At 74.0% G+C, this 24299-nt stretch carries 22 protein-coding genes; 15 read left to right on the top strand and 7 right to left on the bottom strand.

Annotated elements, in window-relative coordinates; all coding sequences use genetic code 11:
• Positions 1–69: 69 nt before the first annotated feature.
• Both tcmP and O7618_RS29140 read right to left on the bottom strand, forming a co-directional pair.
• A complete protein-coding gene (tcmP, locus tag O7618_RS29135; RefSeq protein WP_278109344.1) occupies positions 70–1029 on the bottom strand; it encodes a three-Cys-motif partner protein TcmP in 960 nt (319 codons plus the stop codon).
• Positions 1030–1520: 491 nt separating this feature from the next.
• Positions 1521–1751, bottom strand: a complete 231-nt coding sequence (locus tag O7618_RS29140; RefSeq protein WP_278109345.1) for a winged helix-turn-helix domain-containing protein — start codon at positions 1749–1751, stop codon at positions 1521–1523.
• Positions 1752–1999: 248 nt separating this feature from the next.
• Between O7618_RS29140 and O7618_RS29145 the strand changes: the two genes are divergently transcribed.
• From O7618_RS29145 to O7618_RS29200, 12 genes are all read left to right on the top strand, one after another.
• The gene (locus O7618_RS29145; protein WP_278110192.1) at positions 2000–2260 is read left to right on the top strand and encodes a hypothetical protein; all 261 of its coding nucleotides are present in this window, start codon (positions 2000–2002) and stop codon (positions 2258–2260) included.
• A gap of 405 nt (positions 2261–2665) precedes the next feature.
• Positions 2666–5644, top strand: a complete 2979-nt coding sequence (locus O7618_RS29150; protein ID WP_278109346.1) for a VWA domain-containing protein — start codon at positions 2666–2668, stop codon at positions 5642–5644.
• A gap of 295 nt (positions 5645–5939) precedes the next feature.
• Positions 5940–7142: a substrate-binding domain-containing protein gene (locus O7618_RS29155; RefSeq protein ID WP_278109347.1), complete on the top strand. Its 1203-nt coding sequence runs from the start codon at positions 5940–5942 to the stop codon at positions 7140–7142.
• A gap of 4 nt (positions 7143–7146) precedes the next feature.
• Positions 7147–7890, top strand: coding sequence for an ABC transporter ATP-binding protein (locus O7618_RS29160; protein WP_278109348.1), 744 nt, complete (start codon positions 7147–7149; stop codon positions 7888–7890).
• Entirely contained in the window at positions 7887–8615 is a 729-nt protein-coding gene (locus O7618_RS29165) for an ABC transporter ATP-binding protein (protein WP_278109349.1), read from the top strand. Before O7618_RS29160 ends, O7618_RS29165 begins: the two co-directional genes overlap by 4 nt.
• Positions 8612–9502 carry a branched-chain amino acid ABC transporter permease gene (locus O7618_RS29170; RefSeq protein WP_269689844.1) on the top strand — a complete coding sequence of 297 codons (891 nt, stop codon included), beginning with the start codon at positions 8612–8614 and terminating at the stop codon, positions 9500–9502. Before O7618_RS29165 ends, O7618_RS29170 begins: the two co-directional genes overlap by 4 nt.
• The gene (locus O7618_RS29175) at positions 9499–10608 is read left to right on the top strand and encodes a branched-chain amino acid ABC transporter permease (protein ID WP_278109350.1); all 1110 of its coding nucleotides are present in this window, start codon (positions 9499–9501) and stop codon (positions 10606–10608) included. The genes O7618_RS29170 and O7618_RS29175 overlap by 4 nt, the downstream gene beginning before the upstream one ends.
• A gap of 110 nt (positions 10609–10718) precedes the next feature.
• Entirely contained in the window at positions 10719–11471 is a 753-nt protein-coding gene (locus tag O7618_RS29180; RefSeq protein ID WP_278109351.1) for an SDR family oxidoreductase, read from the top strand.
• Between the two features lie 134 nt (positions 11472–11605).
• Positions 11606–11728 (top strand): hypothetical protein, encoded by a 123-nt coding sequence (locus O7618_RS29185; protein WP_278109352.1) that lies wholly within the window; start codon positions 11606–11608, stop codon positions 11726–11728.
• The gene (locus O7618_RS29190; RefSeq protein WP_278109353.1) at positions 11728–13845 is read left to right on the top strand and encodes a DEAD/DEAH box helicase; all 2118 of its coding nucleotides are present in this window, start codon (positions 11728–11730) and stop codon (positions 13843–13845) included. The genes O7618_RS29185 and O7618_RS29190 overlap by 1 nt, the downstream gene beginning before the upstream one ends.
• A 127-nt stretch (positions 13846–13972) precedes the next feature.
• A complete protein-coding gene (locus O7618_RS29195; protein WP_278109354.1) occupies positions 13973–14203 on the top strand; it encodes a heavy metal-associated domain-containing protein in 231 nt (76 codons plus the stop codon).
• A 136-nt stretch (positions 14204–14339) separates the two neighbouring features.
• Complete coding sequence (locus O7618_RS29200; RefSeq protein WP_278110193.1) at positions 14340–15257, top strand: hypothetical protein; 918 nt, start codon at positions 14340–14342, stop codon at positions 15255–15257.
• Between the two features lie 19 nt (positions 15258–15276).
• On the opposite strand, the gene O7618_RS29205 is transcribed toward O7618_RS29200, so the two are convergent.
• Entirely contained in the window at positions 15277–15696 is a 420-nt protein-coding gene (locus O7618_RS29205) for a helix-turn-helix transcriptional regulator (protein ID WP_278109355.1), read from the bottom strand.
• Positions 15697–15904: 208 nt separating this feature from the next.
• Here O7618_RS29205 and O7618_RS29210 point away from each other — a divergent pair, with 208 nt between their 5' ends.
• On the top strand, positions 15905–16336 hold the full coding sequence (locus O7618_RS29210) for a hypothetical protein (RefSeq protein ID WP_278109357.1): 432 nt from the start codon (positions 15905–15907) through the stop codon (positions 16334–16336).
• Here the strand turns inward: O7618_RS29210 and O7618_RS29215 are convergent.
• Both O7618_RS29215 and O7618_RS29220 read right to left on the bottom strand, forming a co-directional pair.
• Positions 16333–17487: an SAM-dependent methyltransferase gene (locus O7618_RS29215; RefSeq protein WP_278109358.1), complete on the bottom strand. Its 1155-nt coding sequence runs from the start codon at positions 17485–17487 to the stop codon at positions 16333–16335. The genes O7618_RS29210 and O7618_RS29215 overlap by 4 nt on opposite strands.
• Positions 17488–17653: 166 nt before the next feature.
• Positions 17654–19339, bottom strand: coding sequence for a DEAD/DEAH box helicase (locus O7618_RS29220; RefSeq protein WP_278109359.1), 1686 nt, complete (start codon positions 19337–19339; stop codon positions 17654–17656).
• 287 nt (positions 19340–19626) lie between these two features.
• Between O7618_RS29220 and O7618_RS29225 the strand changes: the two genes are divergently transcribed.
• Positions 19627–20268, top strand: coding sequence for a ferritin-like fold-containing protein (locus O7618_RS29225; protein WP_278109360.1), 642 nt, complete (start codon positions 19627–19629; stop codon positions 20266–20268).
• A gap of 69 nt (positions 20269–20337) precedes the next feature.
• On the opposite strand, the gene O7618_RS29230 is transcribed toward O7618_RS29225, so the two are convergent.
• Positions 20338–20565 carry a DUF3107 domain-containing protein gene (locus tag O7618_RS29230; RefSeq protein ID WP_030502928.1) on the bottom strand — a complete coding sequence of 76 codons (228 nt, stop codon included), beginning with the start codon at positions 20563–20565 and terminating at the stop codon, positions 20338–20340.
• A 65-nt stretch (positions 20566–20630) separates the two neighbouring features.
• A complete protein-coding gene (locus O7618_RS29235) occupies positions 20631–21269 on the bottom strand; it encodes a TetR/AcrR family transcriptional regulator (RefSeq protein ID WP_269689856.1) in 639 nt (212 codons plus the stop codon).
• 148 nt (positions 21270–21417) lie between these two features.
• On the opposite strand from O7618_RS29235, the gene O7618_RS29240 reads away from it, so the two are divergent.
• Positions 21418–24279, top strand: coding sequence for a hypothetical protein (locus O7618_RS29240; RefSeq protein ID WP_278109361.1), 2862 nt, complete (start codon positions 21418–21420; stop codon positions 24277–24279).
• Positions 24280–24299 lie beyond the last annotated feature (20 nt).

The following is a 24299-nucleotide window of genomic DNA, read 5'->3' on the forward strand; positions in this document are numbered from 1 at the left end:
CGGGCAGGGTCTACGCTGTGGCACGCGGCCACCGCCAGATCTGAAGTTATGTCCACAGCAGACAGACGATCACGCGGTGGCCGCACCTCGTCTACCGACCCCCACCAGCAACATCTCAAACGGCGGCTGCCGTACTAGGTGATCGCCGCGGCGAAGCTGTTCCCTCACCCAAGCCTCCTCCCATTCGACACCGGCCTTACCCAGGGTGTCGGCGAAGTGCCAGGCCCCTTCGCCGTGCCTGGTGAACAGAGTGAGGACATACTTCGGCGCGAGGCCGGGCCGGGGCCGCACGGGCATGCGCACCGCCTGGTAGTCCGATCCCTCGGTGAGGTTCCGGGCGTACCTGTCCGCGACCCGCAGTGCGACGTCGGTGGCACGCTCGTCGTCTCGCGCGTCCGACACCTTGGCGAAATAGTCGCGCCACCAGGCCCCACCGAGGAACCGGTCCAGTCGCGCGGCGGCTTTCTGTTCGCTCCCCGACAGGCCGCTGGGGCGCTGGCCGGCGACATGGACGGCGCGTCCCATTCGGGCCACGGTGGAGACGCTGAAGTGCAGCAACACCTCGGTGGGCGGCCAACTGGGCCGACTGAGCAACCGGGCGCGGATCAGGTCGAAGTCGAGGGCCGGACCGAAGGGATCGAGGAAGGCGAAGAGCGAGGAGCCCTTGGCCCGAGCCAACAACTCGGGGAGGTACTGGTCGAGGCTGCCCTGACGCAGTTCACGTTGGACCGGGCCGCCCTTCTCGCGGAGGACCTGTTCCAGGTTCGCGTAGCTGTCCGGGTCCTGTTCGACGAAGAACGCCAGCACGTCGCGGAAGCCCTGAACGAACTCGGCGCACCGGGACAGGAGCAGCGGTGAACCCGGCTCCCCGCCGTCGTACTCGCCTCGGCCGGCGTAACCGTCCAGGAAGACGATCGGGTTGCCCTGGCCCGTCTTGGACGCGAACACCACCGGATAGCGCTTGAGAATGCCGTGCTTGAGCACGGCGGCTGCCTTCTTGGAGCGGAAGAATTCGTCGTTCGCGGACAAGAGCCCTCTCCACATCACTTACTTATGGTGATGCGAAGATAGCCCTCCGTTATGACTCGCGCTCGCCGTGGGATGGCTGTCGTGAAGTGCTTGGACCGCCCGCGTTGCCTGGTGAGCAGTGGTGATGCCCTCGGTGGAGGCGCGAAGGGCGGCATCGTAGTCCATGATCTGACACCGTCACGTGTCCTAGCCTCATGTGCCGCGGTTCACGACCCGGGTGAGGTCTCGTGGCTGGGCGTGGACATCGGCCCGTACACACCCATGGCGTTCCAGTCACAGTCCGTTCAGCCCGTGGGTGGAACGCTATGAGTGTCTCGGAGGGCCGGAGACGCCCATAGCGTTCCAGTGACGGCCCCTCCGACTGGTGGGTGGAACGCTATGGGTGTCTTGGAGGGCCGCAGGTAACGCGGCTCGGTTGGTGTGCCTCGATGACCTGTCGGCAGGTCCGGGCGTGAGTCGTCTACGCCATCAAGTTGCTAGGCAGCCGGAGGCTATCGGGCCGGAGGGTCGGCGACGTAGGTGCCGCGGCCGGGTTGGCCGGTGATCAGCTCGCGATCGTGCAGCAGAGACAGCGCCCGCGAGGCGGTATTCATGTGGACGTCGTAGCTCTCGGCCAGCTCGCGGGTCGAGGGCAGCTTGTCGCCGGGCCTGAGCTCGCCGCTTTTGATCTTCGCGGCCAACTCGTTGGCGATCTGACGGTATGGGGCTTCGGCTGTGGGCATGGTGAGACTCCGGTCGGTTCGGCACCACCGATCATGCCGGGCCTACACCAGCAACTGCAACAAGCAGAAAGCCCGAAGTGGACGCTCAACCTACACAGGTATTTTGGGTAGGCTGACCCGCGTCCGGCTCCGGTTGGTTCGGCAAATCACGGGAGTCGGGCCCGAGGTGGGCTCCGGGGTCGTGCCGCCGCTCTGGGCTGCGGTCTCGGGGTCGCCTCCACGGCTGGTGAGGAGGACTTGTGGAGAACATGAGCCGGGCGCGGTTCGTCGTACACCTGCCGGTGCTCGTAGCCGACCTCGACGGCGCCCGTGGTTTCGCCCGGGCGATCTGCCGTGCGCTCGGGTTCCTGGCCGACGTGGAGCGGGCCGGGACGACCGTGTCGAGGGAGGACGAGCAGTCCGTACGTCACTGGGTCTGGTGCGACCGGTTGCTCGACGGCGGCCGGCGTTGCCCGCGGGCGGCCGGGCACGACGGTGAGTGCGGTCCGGCGGGCCTGACCCGAGCGTGACGAGCATTCACCATCGGCAAAGTGCCCCAGCAAACGGACATTTCACCCAATACTGGCCTGGTTGTCCTGCGACAAGGGCAGGCGCTGTACGGGGGTTGTGAATGTCCATTCCTACGATGACACGTGCGCGGCGCCGGTGGTGCGCGACCGCCGCCCTGACCCTGGTGGGCGGCCTGCTGCCGCTCATCGGCCCGCAGGCGGCGACGCCGGCCCCGGGCCGCCGACGCCAACAACGCGACGCTCGTCGTCAACAAGGGCGGCGACCGCACCGGCGAACAGACCGTCGGACCGCTGGCCGGCGCCACCTTCGACTTCTACGCGGGCGTCAGCGGGACGCGGCCCGGCCCGGGCGCCACGCCTGACGCGTCCTGCACCACCGACGCCGGCGGCACGTGTGCGGTCGACGTGCCCGGGCGGACCGGCACGAACCAGGGCTACTGGATCGTCGAGCGCAGCGCGCCGAGCGGCTGGCGCGTCGTCGACAGCCTGGTCACCGGCAACGGGGGCAGCGCGCCGTTCCAGTCCACGCCGTACAACGGGGTGTTCACCGGGGCGGTGGCCAACAACCAGACGTACACGTTCCCGGTGGAGACCACCGGGAACACGAACCGGACGGCGCGTGGCCCGGTCCGGGCCGACGAGCGCGACAACCCGGCGCTGCCCGGCTCGTGCGGCCTGCACGTCGCGTTGCTGATCGACGTGTCCGGCTCGATCCGGCCGGACCTGCCGGTGGTGAAGAACGCGGCGAACGGCTTCGTCGACGCGTTGACCGGCACACCGTCCGAGATCGCGCTCTACACGTTCGCGACGAACGCCAGCGCGGTGCTGAACCCGACTCCGGTCTCCGACCAGTCCGGTGCGGACACGGTCAAGACCGCGATCAACGGCCTCACCGCAGGCGGCAACACCAACTGGGACCAGGGGCTGTGGCAGATCGCCGCCGCGCCGTTCGACTACGACGCCGTGATCATCCTGACCGACGGCAACCCCACCGTCTACGGGCCGCCGCCCGTCCAGGGGCCGGGCAACTTCACCCGCTTCGTGGAGGTGGAGAACGGCATCTTCTCCGCCAACGCGGTGAAGGTCAGAGGCACCCGGGTGGTCGCGGTCGGGGTCGGCGCCGGGGTCTCCGGCGCACCGGACAACCTGATCGCCATCTCCGGGCCGGTCGCCAACTCGGACTACTACCAGACCGACTACGACCAGCTCGCCGCCGTCTTCCGGGAACTCGCCCTGGAGAACTGCCGGGGCACGATCAGCGTGGTCAAGAAGGTGATCCCGCCGGGCGGCGGTGACCCGCAACCGGCCGGAGGCTGGATCATCTCCTCCAGCAGCGCCGGCGTGACCCCGCCGAGCGCGGTCACCGACACCTCCACCGGCGGGGTCAACCTCGCCGTCGACCTCGGCGGCCAGCCGAGCCGGGCGGTGGCGATAGCGGAAACCCCGCAGTCCGGGTTCTCGCTGGTCCAACAGGACGGCCTCAACGCCACCTGCACGGCCAGCGGCCAACCGGTGCTGGTCACCAACAACGGCGACGTCGGATTCAACGTCAACGCGCTCGCCAACGACGCGGTGGCCTGCGTGATCCTCAACCAGGCCGAGGTCGCCCCCACCACGGTGGTGGTGAACAAGACCTGGGTGATCAACGGGCAGACCTATCCGGACCCGGAGCAGAGCGCCGCCTTCCAGGCCGCGTTGCTGCTGCCCGGCATCGACCAGCCGGCCTGGGGCGTGGAGTACCACGACTACCAGGTGGGGCAGTCGATCGTCATCGACGAGGCCATCACCGCGCTGCCGCCGGGCTGCTCGAACACGGCGAGCGGCGACCTCGGCGAAAAGACCCTCGCCGCCGGGACCAACACCTTCCAGATCACCAACACGGCGACCTGTGAGACGAAGCTGGCCCTGGTCAAGTCCGTGCAGAACCCGTACGGGGCGCCCGAGCCGCCGCCGACGGCCTGGGACCTGACCGCGTACGGGCCGAACGGATTCACGGTGAAGAGCGGCGACCCGGCCCGTCCGGTCGTCGAGGACGCGATCTACGCGCTCGGCGAGAGCAACGTCCCCGGCTTCACCCAGACCGTGGTGCCGGGCGCGGTGATCGTCCCGCCAGCGACCGGTAGCTGGAGCTGCGCGCTTCGGCTACGGGACGGCTCGATGGGCAACCCGGGCTTCGACGGCTCCGACGGACGGGTGTCCGTACAGATCGGCCAGACGGCGGTCTGCACCGCGGTCAACCAGGCTCAGCCGGCGCTGCTGACCCTGGTCAAGGAGGTGCGTAACACCCACGGCGGCACCGCGACGCCGACCGACTGGGTGCTCGCCGCCACCCCGCCGGCCGGTTCCGCCACGCCGGTCACCGGCCGTAGCGGCGAGCCCAGCGTGACGAAGGCGGCGGTGAACCCGAACCTGGCCTACACGCTCGCCGAGAGCGACGGGCCGGCCGGGTACGAGCAGGTCGGCGAGCCCACCTGCGTGCTGACCGGCACGTCCACCCCGGTCGAGACGCCGGGGAACGTGCTGACGCCGACGTTCGGGCAGGACGTGACCTGCACGTTCGTCAACGCCGATGTGCCGGTGCCACCGACCACCGGCACGGTCACGCTGGTCAAGGAGGTGGCGAACACCTACGGCGGCACCGCGAAGCCGACCGACTGGGTGCTGAGCGCCACCCCGCCGGAGGGTTCCGGGGCGAACCCGGTCAGCGGGCGCAGCGGTGAGCCGGCGGTGACCGACGCCGAGGTGACGGCCGGCGTGCCGTACGGGCTCAGCGAGAGCGGCGGCCCGTCCGGGTACGAGCTGACCGAGCTGCGCTGCGTCTTCAACGACACCGGCGAGCCGGCGCCCACCCCGGGCGACGTGCTCACCCCGGCCGCGGGTCGCGCGTACACCTGCACCTGGCGCAACGGGCAGCTCGACCCGAACGGGGCGTACCTGACCCTGGTCAAGAAGGTGTGGGGCAAGGCCGCGCCGACCGACTGGACGCTGACCGCGGCGCCGGACAACGCGGCGACGCCGATCAGCGGCCCGTCCGGCAGCCCCGAGGTGACAGCGGTGCCGGTGCAGGCCGGGGTCGGCTACCGGCTCGGCGAGTCGGGCGGCCCGAAGGGCTACCAGCAGGTCGGGCCGCCGGAGTGCGTGCTCACCGGCTCCGGAACCCGGGTTCCGGTGGCGGACGGGGTGGTCACCCCGGCGCGGGGGCAGGACATCACCTGCACCTTCACCAACCGGATGGCGGAGAAGCCGTTCCCGCCGTTCCATCCCGGGAAGCACCTGCCGGTCACCGGCATGAAGCTGACCGGGCTGATCGGTGGCGGCGCGCTGGCGATGACCGGCGGCGTGGTGCTGACCGTCCTGGGCTGGCGACGACGCCGGACGATGTGAGTTGAGCAGGGTCGGCCGCTGAACGGTTGACCGGGGGGCGACGGCCCGGCGGGAGACTTCCCGCCGGGCCGTCGCGTGTCCGCGTCCGCGATGGGCCGAGCCGACATTGTGGCCCGGCCCCCCGTGGTGGGCCGGGCCATCCCGGGTCGGTGGGGTTACGAGGTGGTGTCCGACGTTGTAACGTGCGGCCATCCCGCTCCGGAGACTTGTGTGCGCCGACCACATAGCCCGTGGGTGACGTCACTTCTAGCGTGAGCCGACAACTGACATTCCCCTGTCCTCACCTGGAGTCGCAATGACGATCCGGCACACGCGACGGGTGTTCCTTTCCGCCGCCACGATGATGGCGGCCGCGCTGGCCGCCACGGCCTGTGGCAGCCCGCAGGACACCGCCTCCGGCGGCGGCGACGCCGCGCCGGTCAAGGTCGGCCTGGTCTACTCCCAGTCCGGGCCGCTGGCCAGCTACGGCAAGCAGTACATCGAGGGGTTCAAGGCCGGCCTCGACTTCGCCACCAAGGGCACCGGCAAGGTCGGTGACCGCAAGATCGAGGTGACCGAGGCCGACGACGCGGGCGACCCGGCCAAGGCCGTGTCCGCCGCCAAGGACATGATCGGCAAGGGTACGAAGATCATCGCCGGTTCCACCTCCTCCGGGGTGGCGCTCCAGGTGGCCCCGATCGCCGCGCAGAACAAGGTCCTGTTCATCTCCGGCCCGGCCGCCACCGACGCGGTGACCGGCGCGAACAAGTACACGTTCCGGTCCGGCCGGCAGTCCTGGCAGGACGTGACGACCGCGAAGTCGTTCATCGGCGACGCGGCCGGCAAGAAGGTCGTCGTCTTCGCCCAGGACGGCGCGTTCGGCGACGCGAACGAGGCCGCCGTCAAGGCCGTGATCGGCGGCGCCGGCGCGACCGTGAGCAGCGTCCGCGCCCCGGCCAGCGCCACCGAGTTCACCCCGTTCGCCAGCCAGATCAAGGCCGCCAAGCCGGACCTGCTCTTCGTCGCCTGGGCCGGCACCACCGCCGGCGCCATGTGGCAGACGCTGGACCAGCAGGGCGTCCTCGCCTCCACCACGGTCGTCACCGGCCTGGACATCCGCGCCTCCTGGCCGACGTTCGGCGCGGCCGGCAGCAAGATCTCGTTCCTGTCGCACTACTTCGACGGGGCCAGCGACACCGAGGCGGCCAAGGCCGCCAAGGCGAAGATCCCGGGCGGCACGCTCGACCTGTTCCACCCGGACGGGTTCGCCGCCGCGCAGATGATCGTCCGCGCCGTGCAGGAGGGCGGCGACGACGTGGACAAGATGATCAAGGCGCTGGAGGGCTGGGAGTTCGAGGGCGTCAAGGGCACCATGAAGATCCGCGCCGAGGACCACGCGCTGCTCCAGCCGATGTACCAGGCCAAGCTCTCCGGCAGCGGCACCAGCATGACGGCCACCGCGCAGAAGACCCTGACCGGTGCCGAGACCGCGCCGCCGGTCGCGCAGATGAAGGGCTGAGGAAGTGCTCGCCACCCGCGGTCTGACCTGGCGGATCGGTGAGGTCGCCATCGTCGACTCCGTCTACCTCGACCTGGCGCCGGGGGAGTTCCTCGGCGTGATCGGGCCCAACGGCGCCGGCAAGACCTCCCTGTTCAACCTGATCACCGGCCTGCGCCGGCCCACCGAGGGGAAGGTCCTGCTGGACGGCGCGGACATCACCGCGCTGCCCCCGCACCGGCGGGCCCGGCTCGGGCTCGGGCGGACCTTCCAGGCGTCCTCGGTCTTCGGCTCGCTGACGGTGCGGGAGAACGTCCGGCTCGCCGTACAGGCGCACCGGGGTGGCTCGATGAAGCTGTGGCGGCGGGCGGCGGCCGACCGGGAGGTGGCCGCCGCCGCCGACGCGGCGCTCGACCGGGTCGGCCTGCACCATCGGGGTGCGGCGCTGGCCGGCACGCTCGCCCACGGCGAGAAGCGCAAGCTGGAGATCGCCCTGCTGCTCGCCGGGGAACCCCGGGTGATGCTGCTGGACGAGCCGATGGCCGGGGTGAGCGCCGAGGACGTGCCCGAACTGGTCCGCGTGATCAGGTCGCTGACCGGGGACAGCGGGCGGGCGGTGCTCATGGTGGAACACCACATGGACGTGATCCTGGAGTTGGCCGACCGGATCGCCGTGATGCACCACGGCGCGCTGCTGGCCTGCGACACCCCGGACACGGTGATGGCCAACGCCACCGTGCAGGAGGCGTACCTGGGGGAATCCCTATGAATGAGCCTGTGCTGTCGGTGGAGGACCTGTCCGTGCGCATCGCCGGGCTGCACATCCTCCAGGGCGTGTCGTTCGAGGTGGCGCCGACCGGCGTCACCGTGCTGCTCGGGCGCAACGGCGTCGGCAAGACGACCACGTTGCGCGCGATCGTCGGGCTGACCCCCCGGGGCGGCGAGGTGCGTGGCACGGTGCGGATGGGCGCGCAGAGCCTGCTGGCCCGTCCCACCCACCGGCTGGTCCGCGGCGGCCTCGGCTACGTGCCGGAGGACCGGTGTGTCTTCGCCGGGCTCACCGTCGCGGAGAACCTGCGGCTGGCCGAACGGCGGGGCACGACCCCGGCGTACGACAAGGTCTTCGCGCTCTTCCCGGAGCTGGACCGGCGCGGACGGCAACGGGCCGGCTCGCTCTCCGGCGGGCAGCAGCAGATGCTCGCGATCGGCCGGGTGCTGCTCAACGACAACCGGCTGCTGCTGGTCGACGAGCCGACCAAGGGGTTGGCGCCGAAGGTGGTGACCGAGGTGGCCGAGGTGCTGGAACGGGTCGCGGAGTCCGTGCCGGTGCTGCTGGTCGAGCAGAACCTGGCGGTGGTGCGGCGACTGGCGTCCGACGCGGTGGTGCTCTCCGCCGGCCGGGTCGCCTGGACCGGCGACGCCCGCGAGCTGCTGCTGGAGACCGCACTGACCAAGTCGCTGCTGGGCGTCGGCTCCGGGGAGGTGCACGCGTGAACACGGTGGTGCTGCTGACGCTGACCGGGCTGGGCCTGGCGGCGCTCTACTTCCTCGTCGCCTCCGGCCTGTCCCTGGTCTTCGGCCTCGCCGACGTGCTCAACTTCGCGCACGGCCTGTTCCTCGGCGTCGGCGCGTACGCGACCTGGTGGGCGGCGGGCAACCTGCCCGGCGCCGGCCCGGACGGCCTCGGCTTCGTGGTCGCGGTGCTCTTCGGGGTGCTGGCCGGCTCGCTGGTGGCGGTGCTGGTGGAGTTGGTGCTGATCCGGCCGCTCTACTCCCGCACCATCGAGCAGGTGCTGGTCACCGTCGGCCTGTCGCTGGCCGGGGTGGCGCTGCTCCAGGCCACCTGGGGCGCGGACCCGCGGACGTTCCCCCGTCCCGACTGGAGCCGCGAGGTGACCGCGGTGCTGGGCGCGCAGGTGCCGAACGCCGGGCTGCTGCTGATCGTCGCCGCCGTGGTGGTGCTCGGCGCGCTGCTGGCGTTCCTGCGCTGGACCCGCTACGGCCTGATCATCCGGGCCGGCGTGGAGAACCGGGAGATGGTGACCGCGCTCGGCATCGACGTGCGCAAGGCGTTCACGCTGGTCTTCGCGATCGGCGGGGCCGCAGCCGCGCTGGCCGGCGCGCTCGGCGGCGTCTACTTCGGCACCGTCTCACCGGGCCAGGGCGGCTCGCTGCTGATCTTCGCCTTCATCGTGGTGGTGATCGGCGGGATGGGCTCGGTGGTCGGGTCCGCGTACGCGGCGGTCGCGGTGGGGCTGCTGCAACAGTTCGTCAACTACTACGGCACGTCCGGCCTGGGTGACCTGTGTGTGGTCGGCCTGCTCGCCGTGGTGCTGCTGCTGCGTCCGCAGGGCCTGGCCGGAAAGGTGGCTCACGCATGACCAACTCGGTGGTCGACGCGCCCCCGGCGCAGGTGCCCGACGAACTGACCCCCGGGCGTTCCCGCTGGCACGGCCTGCGGCCGTACCTGCCGTTGGTGGCGCTGGTGGTGGCGGCGGTGCTGCCCTATTCGACGCTGAACCTGCCCGGGATCTTCGAGGGGCCGCTCAACTCGCCGGGGACGCTGCAACTGCTCGCCATCTGCCTGGTCTTCGGCGGCCTCGCGGCCGGCTACGACCTGCTGTTCGGGCGCACCGGGATGCTCTCCTTCGGGCACGCGCTCTACTTCGCCGCCGGGGTGTACGGCACCGACATCCTGGTCACCAAGGCCGGGCTGCCGCTGTGGCAGGCCGCGGTGCTGACCGTGCTCGGCGGCACCACGCTCGCCGCGCTGCTCGGCGCGGTGGCGCTGCGCACCGTGGGCATCGCGTTCGCCATGGTGACGCTCGCGTTCGCGCAGGTCGGGGCGATCCTGGTGGCCCGGGACTTCGGCGGGCTGACCGGCGGCGAGGAGGGCCTGCCGCTGGACGTGTCCGGGTTGCCGGGGGCACTCGTCGGCGTCACCAACACGGTCAACCTCTACTGGCTGGCGCTGGCCTACCTGGCGCTCGTGGTGCTGGTGGCGCACCGGGTCAGCGGCTCGCCGACCGGGCGGGTGCTGGCCGGGCTGCGCGACGACGAGCGGCGGATCGGGGTGCTCGGGCTCGACCCGTACCGGTTCAAGCTCGTCGCGTTCACCCTGGCCGGCGGTCTGGCGAGCGCCGGCGGCGTGGTCTACGTGCTGATCGTGGGCGGCGCCAGCCCACACATCACGTCGTCCGAGCTGACGTTGTCGCTGCTGGTCATGGTGGTGCTCGGCGGCCCGGGCACCCGGTGGGGCCCGGTGCTGGGCGGCGTCCTCTACATGTACCTGGACCACCGCCTGACCGCGTTCGGCAGCAGCGACGCGGTGAACAGCCTGCCCGCGTTCCTCAGCCACCCGCTGAGCCAGCCCCTGTTCGTCCTGGGCACCGTCTTCATCTTGGCCGTCTACTTCTTCCCGGGCGGCCTGGCCAGCCTCCGTTCCCGCCTGACCTTCCTCCGCACCGCCCTCCGCCCCCGCCGCTGACCCCACCCCACCCCCCACCCGTTGATCAAGGAGTTCGTGTCGGGCTCACCGGCCTAAGATGACGCGAACTCCTTGATCGACGAGGTCGGGGAGAGACCGGGGGAGGAACGGTGGCGGAACAGCGGCGGCTGGCGGTGGTCAGCGGGGGCGGGACCGGGATCGGGGCCGCCGTGGCGCGGGGCCTCGTGGCGGACGGGTTCGACGTGCTCGTCGTCGGGCGGCGGGGAGAGGTGCTGGACGCGGCGGCCCGGGACATCACCGCCGAGAGTGGACGCGCGGACGCCGTCGTGCCGGTGGTCGCGGACCTGACCGACCCGGGGCAGGTGTCGGCGGTTGTCGACGCGGTCGGGGAGCGGAGCGTGGACGCGATCGTCAACAACGCCGGCGGCTACCTCGGCGGGCCGACCGGCACCCTCGACGAGGTGGCCGCCTGGTGGCGGGCCAACCTCGACGCCAACGTGCTCACCGCGGTCCTGCTCACCGAGGCGCTGCTGCCCGCCCTGCGCCGCCCCGGCGGGCGGGTGGTCCTGCTCAGCTCCATCGCCGCCCAGCGCGGCGGGGGCGGGCCCTACTCGGCGGCCAAGGCGGCGCTGCACGGCTGGGCGTACGACCTGGCCGCGCAGCTCGGCCCGGACCGGATCACGGTCAACGTGGTCAGCCCCGGGTACGTGGCCGAGACCGAGTTCTTCGGCGACCGGATGACGCCGGAGGGGCACGCGAAGCGGGTGGCGGCCACCCTGGTCGGCCGGGCCGGGGTGCCGGACGACATCGCCGCCGCGGTGCGCTACCTGGTCGGCCCGTCCGCCGGCTACGTCACCGGTCAGGTCCTCGGCGTCAACGGCGGCTCCGTCCTCGGTCGGTGACGCGACGGGCGGCGGCCCTCCGTGTGGCCGCCGCCCGTCGAAGCGCGTCGCGGGTCAGCCGTTGAGCATCTCGTACGCCGAGGACGGCGCGTTCTGCACGTCCTCACCGGCGGGCGCGTGGCCCGTACACCTCGATGGAGGAGCTGGTGGCGCGGTGCATGCTGCCGCCGGCGGTGAACGACCGGCTGCGGGATCTGCTGCTCTTCCTGCCGCCCGAGCCCTCGGCCGCCCCCACCTCCCCTGGTAGACATGCCTGATGAACCAGGATCGGACGGCCGTGCGGGAACGCGCCGAGGCGGTGCTGCGTCGGCTGGCGGGTGACCACGCCCGGCTGCGCGAGGACCAGTGGCGGGCCATCGAGGCGCTCGTCGTCGACCGGCGGCGGGTGCTCTGCGTGCAGCGCACCGGCTGGGGCAAGTCGGCCGTCTACTTCGTGGCCACCGCGCTGCTGCGCGAGCACGGTGAGCACGGTCCCACCGTGATCGTCTCGCCGTTGCTGGCGTTGATGCGCAACCAGGTCGACTCCGCCGCCCGGGCCGGCATCCGGGCCCGCACCATCAACTCGGCCAACCTCGACGAGTGGGACGAGATCACCGCCGAGATCACCGCCGGGGCCGTCGACGTGCTGCTGATCAGCCCGGAGCGCCTCAACAACCCGGACTTCCGCGACGGCGTGCTGCCGAAGCTCGCCGCCACCACCGGGCTGCTGGTGGTGGACGAGGCGCACTGCGTCTCCGACTGGGGGCACGACTTCCGCCCCGACTACCGGCGGCTGCGAACGTTCCTGGCCAACCTGCCCGAGCGCACGCCGGTGCTGGCCACCACCGCGACCGCCAACGCCCGGGTCACCCGCGACGTGGCGGAGCAGCTGGGCGACGCCCTGGTGCTGCGCGGCACGCTGGACCGGGAGTCGCTCCGGCTCGGCGTCCTCGACCTGCCCAGCCCGGCGCACCGCCTGGCCTGGCTGGCCGACCACCTGGACCGGCTGCCCGTCTCCGGCATCGTCTACACGCTGACCGTGGCCGCGGCCACCGAGACGACCGAGTTCCTCCGGGCCCGCGGCTGGTCGGTGGCGGCCTACACCGGGCAGGCCGAGGACGCCGACCGCCGCGCCGCCGAGCAGGACCTGCTGGACAACAAGATCAAGGCGCTGGTGGCGACCAGCGCGCTCGGCATGGGCTTCGACAAGCCCGACCTCGGCTTCGTGGTGCACCTCGGCGCGCCGCCCTCGCCGATCGCCTACTACCAGCAGGTCGGTCGCGCCGGTCGCGCCGTCGACCAGGCCGAGGTGCTGCTCCTGCCCGGCGTCGAGGACGCCGCGATCTGGCGCTACTTCGCCTCGCTGGCCTTCCCGCCCGAGGAGCAGGTCCGCGCCGTGCTCGCCGCGCTGGACACCTCCCGGCCGATCTCCACCCAGGCGCTCGAACCGGTCGTCGACCTGCGCCGGGCCCGCCTGGAGCTGATGCTCAAGGTGCTGGACGTGGACGGCGCGGTCCGCCGGGTGCGCGGCGGCTGGCTCGCCACCGGCGAGCCCTGGGTCTACGACGAGGCCCGCCTGCGGCGCGTCGCCGACGCGCGCGCCGCCGAGCAGCGGGCCATGCGCGAGTACGCGGCCACCTCCGGCTGCCGGATGCGCTATCTGCGGGAAGGGCTCGACGACGCCGGGGCCCAGGACTGCGGCCGGTGCGACAACTGCGCCGGCCCGCTGTTCGACGCGGCGGTGTCCGCCGAGGCGCTCACCGTCGCGCAGACCTTCCTCGGTCGCCCCGGCGTCCAGATCGCGCCGAAGAAGCTCTGGCCGACCGGGTTGGACGCGGTGGGCGTACCCCTGAAGGGCCGGATCGCGCCGGCGGAGCAGGCGCTGCCCGGGCGGGCCGTGGGCCGGCTGTCCGACCTGGGGTGGGGCGGGCGGCTGCGGGGCCTGGTCGGGCCGGAGGCGCCGGACGGTCCGGTGCCCGACGACGTGGCCGCGGCCGTGGTCGAGGTGCTGAAGGCGTGGGCGCACGGCGACGACCCCTGGCCGCGTCGCCCGGCCGGGGTGGTCGGGGTCGGCTCCCGGACCCGGCCGCAGCTGGTCGGTTCGCTGGCCGAGCGGATCGCCGCGGTCGGCCGGCTGCCGTTGCTCGGCGTGGTCGTCCCGACCGGCCCGGCCGGCTCCGGCGGTCCGCGCGGCAACAGCGCCCAGCGGGTACGCGCGCTGCACGACGCCTTCCGCCTGCCGGACGAGCTGACCGACGCGCTGCCCGGCCTGGACGGGCCGGTGCTGCTCGTCGACGACCTGGTCGACTCGGGCTGGACGATGGGCATGGTGGCGCGCCTGCTGCGCCGCGCCGGCGCGCCGGACGTGCTGCCGCTCGCGCTCGCCACGGTGTAAGGCGGGGCCCCCTTTTAACGCTTTCGGTAGAGGAAGGGGCCCCGCTTGACACCCGGCGGGTGCGAGCGGCGCCACCGTCCGCGCGGGCGTCGTCGGCCGGCGACCCGGCCGGCGGTACCGTGGGGCCATGACCGAGCAGCGACCCGTCGTCCAGACGTACACCGTGACCGGGATGACCTGCGAACACTGCGTCCGTGCGGTGACCGAGGAGCTGTCCGCGCTGCCGGGCGTCGACGAGGTCCGGATCGACCTGGCCGGGGGCACGGCCACGGTCACCAGCGCGGCCCCGCTGCCGGTGGAGTCCGTCCGCGCCGCCGTCGACGAGGCGGGCTACGAACTGGCCGGCGGCGTTGCCTGAGTCCACCGCCTCCGCGGTCGACGGTCCGGCGACCGTCGACCGCGCCCGGCCGGACGGTCCCGTGCCGGAGGCCGGTGGCGCGGCGGCCGGCTCGACCGGCCGCGCGGTCGGTCCCGCCGCCACGGGCCCGGTCGCGGTGGACCGCGAGACGCTGCGGCTGGCCCTGGTGGTCGGCGGCCTGGTGCTGGCCGTGCTGCTCGGCTTCGGGCTGGGCCGGCTGAACCCGCCCGCCAACCCGGCCGGGGCCGCGCCGCCCGACGCGACCTCCGCCGCCGGTGACCACTCCCACGCGCCGGGGACCGGCGCGCACTCCCACGACGGTGCCACGGTCACCCAGGGCGGTGGCGACGGCGCGACCGGCTTGTCGATCAGTTCGGCCGGCTACACGCTCGTCCCGTCCGGTCCGGCGCTGACCGCCGGCCGCGCCGGCGAGCTGCGGTTCCAGATCCGCGACGACGCCCGCCGGGCGGTCACCCGGTTCGCCGTCGTGCACGACAAGCCGATGCACGTGATCGTGGTGCGCCGCGACCTCACCGGCTACCGGCACCTGCACCCCACGATGTCCGCCGACGGGACCTGGTCGGTGCCGTTGCCGCCGTCCGCCCCGGGCGCCTGGCGGATGTACGCGGACTTCACCGCGGTCGCCGACGACGGCCGCCAGGTCGCCACCGTGCTCGGCGCCGACCTTTCGGTGCCCGGCGGGTACGCGCCCCGCCCGCTGCCCGCCCCGGCCACGTCGGCCACTGTCGACGGGTTCACCGCCGCCTACACCGGCACGCCCGAGGTGGGCCGCTCGGCGCCGCTGCGGTTCCGGGTGACCGGCGCCGGTGGCGCCGCCGCGCCGCTGGAGCCCTACCTGGGCGCGTACGGGCACCTGGTCGCGCTGCGCGAGGGTGACCTCGGCTACCTGCACGTGCACCCGGAGCCGGTGCGCGACGGCGACGCGGTGACGTTCTGGTTGACCGCGCCCGGGCCGGGCCGCTACCGGATGTTCCTGGACTTCCAGGTCGGCGGCGTGGTGCGGACCGCCGCGTTCACCCTCACGGTCGCCTGACCCGGGAAGGGGAGGCCGATCAGCCGGCCCGGCGGACCGGGCGGCGGGCCAGGTAGCGGAGCAGGTCGCGGATGTGGTGCTTCTCCTCGGCGGGGACGTTCGGGTCGGCCAGCCGGTCCAGGATCACTCGCACGTCGGCCTCGACCGGGCCGTCCTCGGCGCCTCGGCGACGGGGCACCGAACCGGCGTCGGGCAGGCCCAGCGCGCGGAACGCGGCGGCCACCGGCAGGTCGAGGGCGGCGCAGAAGCCGCGCACCTTGGCCAGCTCGGGATAGTCCTGCCAGTCGCCGGCGAGCCAGCGGAACACGGTGGAGCGGCCGACGCCGGTGTGGGTCGCGAGGTCGGTCACCGTCCAGCCGCGCTCCTCACGCGCATCGTCGATCGCCCGTCGCACGAAACGTGCGAAGGCCATCTGCGGCGAAACCTCGGTGGAGCCCATCCCTCCGAAATCGTCTCCCTCCGGAATCGGCCCTTTCCGCCGGTGCACCCGGCTCTGCGCCCCGAGCCTAGTACGACCGCGCGACAAAACAACTGACTGATCGGTCGGAAGGTCCCGTGGGTGGGACCGACGCAGCGTGAACACTTGCGGACTGTCAACTAGGCTGGACGAAACTCCCCCGGCGACGAGATCAGAGGAGTAGCGCACCATGGCCGAGCCGGACCGTCCCGTCCCGCACCGCCCCGGCGCGGTGAGCCTCTTCTTCGTGGCCAAGGCCGGCGTCTTCGCGCTCGGCTTCTGGATCTGGCTGCTGGTGCTGGCGGCCCAGGGGGATCCGGCGGAGGGCCTGCATCTGGTCGCCGCGACCGGCGCGGTCTGCACCACTCTCGTCGGCGTGGTGCTGGGCGCGCGGATGGCGCTCCAGCGCAACGCCGCCGTCCGGCACGCCGAGCTGAAGCGACTGCTCGTCGACATCTCCTGGAACGCGTTCGCCGCGGCCGGCAACTCCGACCAGCCGGCGAAGGTGGTGCCGTTCCCGAGCGTGTCGCAGGACATCGAGCGGTCCACCAACCGGGGGCCCGGCGAGCGGGTGTCGGCCTTCGACCGGGGCGAGCGTAACCGGGGCGAGCGCCGCCGCTAGCCCGCCGCCCGGTCCGCGAGCAGCGACTCCAGCCGGGGGGTGACACCCCACCGGTCGACCAACTCGCGATATTCGGAGCGGTTGTCGGGGGTCGGCGTGCCGGCGGTCCGCCGGGCGCGGATCAGCAGGTTGCGCGGGGTGTGCCGGGAGTCGACGAACTCCACCACCTCGGCGCGGTAGCCGTGCAGCCGGAGCAGCCCGGCCCGCAGCGCGTCGGTGAGCACGTCGGCGAAGCGCTCGCGCAGGATGCCCTGCCGGGTGAGCAGCTCGTCCGGTCCCGGCGTGGGGCGGGCCCGCAGCTGCGCGGCCAGGTCGTGGTGGCAACACGGGGCGGCGAGCACCCAGCGGGCGCCCCAGCGCACCGCCCGGGCCAGCGCCTCGTCCGTGGCCGTGTCGCAGGCGTGCAGCGCCAGCACCAGGTCCGGGGCCGGATCCACCGGCGCCTCGGCGATGGTGCCGGCCACGAAGCTGACCCGGTCGGCCCAGCCCAACCGTTCGGCCAGCTCGGTGTTGCGCTGACGCTGGTCCTCGCGGACGTCCACGCCGACGAGCGTCACATCCAGGCCGCGCCGGGTCAGGTAGCGGTGGGCGGCGAAGGTCAGGTAGGCGTTTCCGCAGCCCAGGTCCACCACCCGGAGCGGACCGGTGAGGTCGTCGGGCAGGGTGGCGGCGAGCGCGCGCAGGAACGCGTCGACCTGGCGGCGCTTGGCGGCCGACCCGCCGATCGCGTCGAAGAGCGGGTCGCCCGGGTCGAGCAGCCAGTCCTTGGCCCGGTCGTGCCCGACCGGCTCGCCGGTCGGCCGGCTGGCCGCGGCGCGGTGCACCTGGGCCTCGCCGGACTTGGTCACCCGGAGCTGGAGCGTGGCGTCGACGGTCTCCACGTGCCAGTTGCCGAACGGCTCGGCGAGCAGCTCGTCGACGGCGGTGCCGGCCTCCGCGCCGGGGGCGACGTTGCGGGTGTGCGGCCGGGTGCCGTCCGAGGTGGCGATCTGGAGCCGCGCGCCGGCCTTGAGGGTGACCGGGCGTAGCTCCGCGCGGACCACCGCCGGCCGCCGCCCCCGCCGCCGACCGGCGGCCACGGCTCGGGTCAGGTCGGGGCCGAGCAGCAGTTGCCGTACCTCCCGCAGCGCCGCGTCCAACGGTTCCGCCATGGCGTACCCCTTCCTCCTCCGGCCCCCGGCCGGGCTGGTCGGTCATGAGGTTGGCGGCTGCGTCCGCGGCGTGTCGCGCGGCCAACCTCATGATCGACGCCGTCGGCGTCGGGCAGGGAGCGGCCCCCGGAGCTGGTGGGTCCGGGGGCCGTGTGTGCGTGTCCGGTCAGTCGGTGGTGGTGCTGGTGGCCTCGGCGGGCGTGCCGGAGCTGCCGCCACGGCGGCGACGGCGGCGGCGGGGCTTGGCGGCGGGCTCACCGTCGCCGCTGGCCGCCACGGCCGGCTCCGCGCCGCCCTCCGTGGTGATCACGCTGGTCGGCTGCTCGCCGGCCACCGCCTCACCGGCGCGTCGGCGCCGCCGGCGACGCGGGGTGCGGGTGCCCTCCTCGGCCCCGGCCTCGGTCGCCTCGTTGTCGGCGACGGGTCCGCCGCCGGTCGTCTCACCTCCGCGACCGCGCCTGCGGTCGCCGCCACGGCCCCGGCTGTCCCCACCACGGCCCCGGCTGTCCCCACCACGGCCCCGGCTGTCGCCGCGCCTCGACCGGCCACCGCCCAGGTCCTCCTCGACCTCCGCCGACAGGCCGGCGCGGGTGCGCTCGGCGGTCGGCAGCGTGCCGCTGACGTCGCGGGAGATGTCCAGGTCGGTGTAGAGGTGCGTGGAGGTGTGGTAGGTCTCCGGAGGTTCGGGCATGTCCAGCCCGAGGGTCTTGTCGATGATCCGCCAACGGGGCACGTCGTCCCAGTCGACGAACGTCACCGCGACGCCTGACGCCCCGGCCCGGCCGGTGCGGCCGATCCGGTGGGTGTAGGTGTCCTGGTCCTCGGGGCAGTCGTAGTTGATCACGTGGGTCACGCCCGTGACGTCGATGCCCCGGGCCGCCACGTCGGTGGCGACGAGCGTGTCGATCTTGCCGGCCCGGAACGCCCGCAGGGCCCGCTCCCGGGCGCCCTGGCCCAGGTCGCCGTGCACCGCCGCCACCGCGAAGCCGCGGAAGTCGAGATCCTCGGCGACCCGGTCGGCGGCCCGCTTGGTGCGGGTGAAGATCATCGTCAGCCCGCGCCCCTCGGCCTGGAGGATCCGCGCCACGATCTCGATCTTGTTCATCGAGTGGGTGCGGTAGGCGAGCTGCTGGGTCTGCGGCGACGGGCCCGTCTCGGCGGTGTGACCGGCGTGGATCGTCACCGGCCGGCGGAGGAAGCGCCGCGACAACGCGACGATCGGGTCCGGCATGGTGGCCGAGAAGAGCATCGTCTGCCGGTCCTCCGGCAGCATCGCGAGAATCTTCTCGACGTCGTCCAGGAAGCCCAGGTCGAGCATCCGGTCGGCCTCGTCGAGGACGAGCGCGCGCACCCGGTCGAGCCGCAGGTGCTTCTGCTTCTGCAGGTCGAGCAGGCGGCCGGGCGTGCCGACCAGGATCTCGACGCCCTTGCGCAGCGCCTCGATCTGCGGCTCGTACGCCACGCCGCCGTAGATCGGCAGCACCCGGACACCCCGGGTGCGACCCGCGGCGTCGAGGTCCTTGGCGACCTGGATGCCCAGCTCGCGGGTGGGAACGACGACAAGCGCCTGGGGGACGCCGTCGCTGCCCTCGGACGGGGCGAAGACGCGCTCGAGCAGCGGGATGCCGAAGCCGAGCGTCTTGCCGGTGCCGGTCGGGGCCTGGCCGATCAGGTCGACGCCGCGCAGGCCGATCGGCAGCGCGTATTCCTGGATGGCGAAGGCGCGGGTGATGCCCGCGGCGGCGAGCGCCTCGACGGTCTCCTGACGGGCGCCGAGCGCGGCGAACGTGGGTGCCTCCGGCGGGACCGGAGCTGTGGGGGCCAGTGGCTGGCCGATGGTCTGCTCACTCATGTGGATGTGGGGGTGCCCTCTCGTGGTGCGCCCCTCATGTCCTCAGGGCGCGAACGGTTTGGCGCGGGCCACGCGGTCGGCGGCGGTTTCGCCGAGCCGGACCGGGCCGCACGCGCTCCGGGGGACCGGCGCTGATCAGCGAAGCTGAACCTGGTCGGTGCCCACGGCAACTGTCTCATCGTACCTGAACAGCCTCTCAGCCGTCCCGATTCCGGGTGCCGGCCGCGCAGCCAGGGGTGGCTCATGTGAACTGGGTCACATTGCGGTCGGGCGGTAGCCTGCGGCTCGTGTCCGCCCCCGACCCCGCCGCCGTCGACCTGTTCGGCCTCGTCGCGTACGGCGAGCTGCTCGCCTTCGACCGGCTGGCCGCCGATGCCCGGCTCGCTCCCGACCTGCCCCGCCGGGTCGCGCTCAGCGAGATGGCCGCGGCCGAGATCGCCCACTACCGGTGGCTCGCCGACCGGCTCGGCGCGCTGGGCGTGGCCGTCGAGGAGGCGATGACGCCCTACACCGAGGTGTTGCGGGCGTACCACGACTCGACCGAGCCACGGGACTGGGCGGAGGCGGTGACCAAGGCGTACGTGGGCGACGCGCTCACCGACGACTTCCTGCGCCGGATCGCCGACGGCCTGGCCGGGCCGGATCGCGCGCTGCTGCTCGACGTCCTGCACGACTCCCGGTACGCGGAGTTCGCGGCGGCCGAGATCAGGGCCGCGATCGAGGCCGAACCGGGCACGGCCGGCCGGCTCTCGATGTGGGCGCGGCGGCTGCTCGGCGAGGCGCTCTCGCAGGCCGGCCGGGTCGCCGCCGCCGACCGGGGCGCGCTCGTCGCGGTGCTCGGGCGGGCCGGCGTGGACGTGCCGACGCTGCTGCGCGAGCTGACCGAGGCGCACGCCGCGCGGATGTCGGCCGCCGGCCTCAACAACTGAGCTGAGCCGGCCGGGACGACTGAGTCGCCGCGGCGGGTGACCCCGCCACGGCGACCGGCGCGACGCGGATCAGCGGACGGTGAACCCGACGGCGCGGGGCGACGCCTCGGCGATCTCGACGTAGGCGACCTTGCCGACCGGCACGATCACCCGCCGGCCCTTCTCGTCGGTCAGGGAGAGCGTGCCCTCGCTCCTGGCGAAGGCGTCGGTCACGATCTGCTCGATCTCGGCCGGCGACTGCGCGCTCTCCAGGACCAGCTCCCGCGGCGCGTACTGCACGCCGATCTTGACCTCCACTGTGCCTCCTCAACTGGGGCGAAAAAGCCGCCGTGGGAAGGCTATCCGATCGGGCGGCGCGATGTTCAGGCTGACTCACCCTGGAGCGGGAAGCTGGCGATGCCACGCCAGGACAGCGCCGCCACCAGCGCCTCCGCCTCCGGCTTGGCCACCTGCCGGCCGCCGGCCAGCCAGAACTGGGCGGCCGTCTCGGCCGCGCCGACCAGCCCGGACGCGAGCAGCTCGGCGTGCGCCCGGCTGGACCCGGTGTCCGAGATGATGGTGTCGGTGATCGCCGCGATGCAGCCCTGCTCCACCCGCTCCACCCGCTGCCGCACCGCCGGGTCGTTGCGCAGGTCGGATTCGAAGACCAGCCGGAACGCCTCGCTCTCGTGGTCGACGAAGTCGAAGTACGCCCGCACCGCCGCGCCGACCCGCTCCTTGTTGTCCTGCGTGCCGCGCATCGCGTCGTGCACCTTCGCGACGATGGCGTCACAGTGCGTGTCCAGCAGCGCGAGGTAGAGCTCCATCTTCCCGGGGAAGTGCTGGTAGAGAACCGGCTTGGAGACACCGGCCCGCTCGGCGATGTCGTCCATCGCCGCGGCGTGGTAGCCGTGCGCGACGAACACCTCCTGGGCGGCGGCGAGCAGCTGCTTACGGCGCGCCGAGCGGGGCAGGCGGGTGGGCCGGCCGGCGGTCTGAGAACCGTTCCCCACTGCGGTCATGGGAACCTCCGAGTGTCTGCGTCGAGCCGGCACGTATCGCCCGAACCGGGTCGGGTTCGTGAACCCGTCGCGGAATTGGCCCGCCGCTGTAACTTATCGCCACTGTCACCACACGGTAGCCTCAGCGGGGGCGACCAAGGAGCGCGCGGTGAGTGAAGCAGGGCAACCCGGAGCCGCCACCCCGGGAGAGCACGGCGACGGGACGGGTCAGCAGGACGACCCGGCCCGCACCGGCGGCGGATGGGCGCCCCCGGCGGACGGCTGGTCCCGAGGCGCCCCGGCGCCCGGTGGCTGGCCCTACGGTGACCTGGGCGGTGGCTGGGCCGCCTCCTCTCCCCGGCACGGCGACCTGCCGGCCCCGCTGCCCGGTCACGCGGCCGAGGAGCCGCCGCGCGTCAACGGCCGCCACGTCAACGGCGTGCGTCACGCCGGGGAGGAGTCGCCGGTGACCCGCCAGGCGCCGGTGAGTGCCCCACCCGTGGGTGAGCCGCCGCGGGAGAACGACGGCGACCGGCTGGCCGTGCCGGCCCCGCGGCCCGCGCCCGCGGTCGAGCAGCAGCCCGACGCCGCCGCTTCGCGGCACGCCTCGGACGACACCGCCGCGGGACGGCTTCCGCGCTGGGCCGAGAGCGGCCCGACCTCGGCGCCCCCGGCGCTCCAGGTGCCGCCGGTCGGCGCCGCCGCCTCCGGCTTCGAGGTGCCGCCGGGCTTCCACGCGCCGACCGTCGACCCGGCCGCCCCGTCGCTCTCGCGCGGTTGGGCCGACCGGGGTCCGGTCGAGCCGGCCGCCGCCGGCGACCGCGCCGAGCAGCCCTCGCCCGAGCCGCCGGCGCAGCACCCGGCGGACCGCCGCGCGACCGAGGGCGCCCGCGCCGCCGTCGACCCGCGAGGGGCCGGTGCGGACGACCCGGGCGAGCCGGACTGGTCCGGCCCGTCCTGGAACCGCCCGAGCTGGGGCGACGGCTGGGCCCCGCCGTGGGCCCGCACGGACGAGCCGGCCGGGCGCCGGGCCGGCCGCGACGACGAGCCGTCCGCGCGCCGGGCGGTCCCTGACGACGCCTCCGCCCTCCGCCGGGCCGGCCGCGAGGACGAGCCCGCCGACCGGGCGCCCCAGGACGACGAGCCGACCGGTCGCCGGGCCGGCCGCGAGGACCGGGCCGCCGAGTGGGCCCCCGAGCCGGTGCGGCCCTACGAGCCGGTCCGGGTCGAACCGCCCACCGGATACGAGCCACCCCGACCGGAGCCGGTGCGGCCCTACGAGCCGGTGCGGGCCGAGTCGGCCGCCGGGCACGAGACGCCACGCCCCGAGCCGACCCGGCCGTTCCGGCTGCCCCGGGAGGACCCCGAGCCGCGCCCGGCTCACGAGTCGACCGCCCAGCGGCCCTCCTGGGCGGGCCCGCCGGTGCCGGTGACCCCGTTCGGCGCGCGCCCCGATCCGCCCGCCGCCCCGCCGGCCGCGCGTGAGGCGCCGGCCGGTCCGCCGCCGCCTGCCGCGTACGCTCCCGCGCCGGCCGCCCGGGCCGCCGGTGAGCCGGCCGACGAGCCGCACCGCGCGCCGGACCAGGCACCCGCCGAGCCGGCCGGTGTCCCGCCGGTCTCCGCCGCCCCGGCGCCGTTCGACAGCTACCGCCCCCCCCGGCCGACGAGCGCGCCGCCCTACGCGGCCCGCCGGTCCGCCCCCGAGCCGGCGCCGACCGCCGCCGCGCCGGTCGCCGAGTCCCCGTCCGCGGAGCCGGCCCCGGCGGTGCTGCCGCAGCGCGTCCCCGCCGAGCCGGACGTGCCCGTGGTGCCGGAGCCGCCGGCGGTGGAACCGTCCGCCGAGACTCCCGAGCTGGCCCGCATCGCCACCCATCTGCGCCGGGACGACGAGCCCGCGCCGCTGCGCGAACGGCCGGAGGGCTTCGACGTCAACGCGATCCTGGACGCGGTGCGTGAGGTGGCGGGCGTGCGCGACGCCGCGCTCCGGCGCACCCCGGCCGGCGCGCACAGCCTCCGGCTCGACCTGGCCGACGGCGCCGACCCGGCCGACGTGAGCCGGCTGGTGGCCCGCCTGCTCCAGGAGCGGATGGGTCTGGCCGCCGCGCCGCAGAACCTGCCCGGCGCGCCGGCCGTGCCACCGCCGCCGGTCCGCCGCCGGTCCGCCGCGGCTCGCGCCGACCGCCTCGCCGAGCTTCCGCCGCCCGACCCCCGATCCGGTACGCCCCGGTCGCGCGCCGACGACGAGCCGGACGCCCAGGTGACCGGCGCGGTGCCGCCCGGCCCGGCCGGTGACGACACGTCCGCCCGGCCCGGCGTCATGCGTCCGGCGAACCGGCCGGCCGAGAACCGTTCCGGCGAGGGGCGGTTCGGCGGGGTGGAGTCGCGCACCGGCCGGCCGGCCGACACGCCGGTCGAGAGCGCCGAGCCGGGTGGCGAGCCGCCGCGCCGGCGCCGGCAGTCCACCCACCGGGGCCGGGCCACGGTGGACGAGACGTCGCTGGCCGCCGCGCCGACGGGCATGTCCACCGGCAGCCCGGTCACGCTCGGCACCTCCTACTCCGGTGGGCAGATGACCACGACGGAGACTGCTCCGTCGCGACCGCTGGACCCGGGCGGCGCGCCCGGCCCGCGGGTGGTCATCGACCACGTCCTGGTGAGCACGTTCGGGCTGGACGCCACCACCGAGGTCCGTCTGCTCGCCGGGGACCGGGCGGCCGACGGGCACGCCACCGGCCCGGCGGTCGACGGGTACGTGCTGCGGCTCTGCGCGGTGGCCGCCGCCGCCGCGGTGGACGAACTGCTCGGCGGTGGGGACGTCCCGGCCGGCGATCGGGGCCGCTGCTTCGTCGAGCACGCCGCGGTGGTGCCGTTCGGCAACTGCGAGGTGGCGACCGTGGTGGTGCTGCTGGTCTGCGAGGGGTGGGTGGAGCAGCTCGCCGGGTCGGCGCTGGTGGCCGGCGATCCACGGCAGGCGGTGGTCCGGGCCACCCTGGCCGCGGTCAACCGCCGCCTGGAGGCGCTGCTCGCCTGAGGAATTGTGCGGCCGGGGCC

This window comes from Micromonospora sp. WMMD980 (genome assembly GCF_029626035.1).
In the GTDB taxonomy this organism is placed as follows: Bacteria; Actinomycetota; Actinomycetes; order Mycobacteriales; family Micromonosporaceae; genus Micromonospora.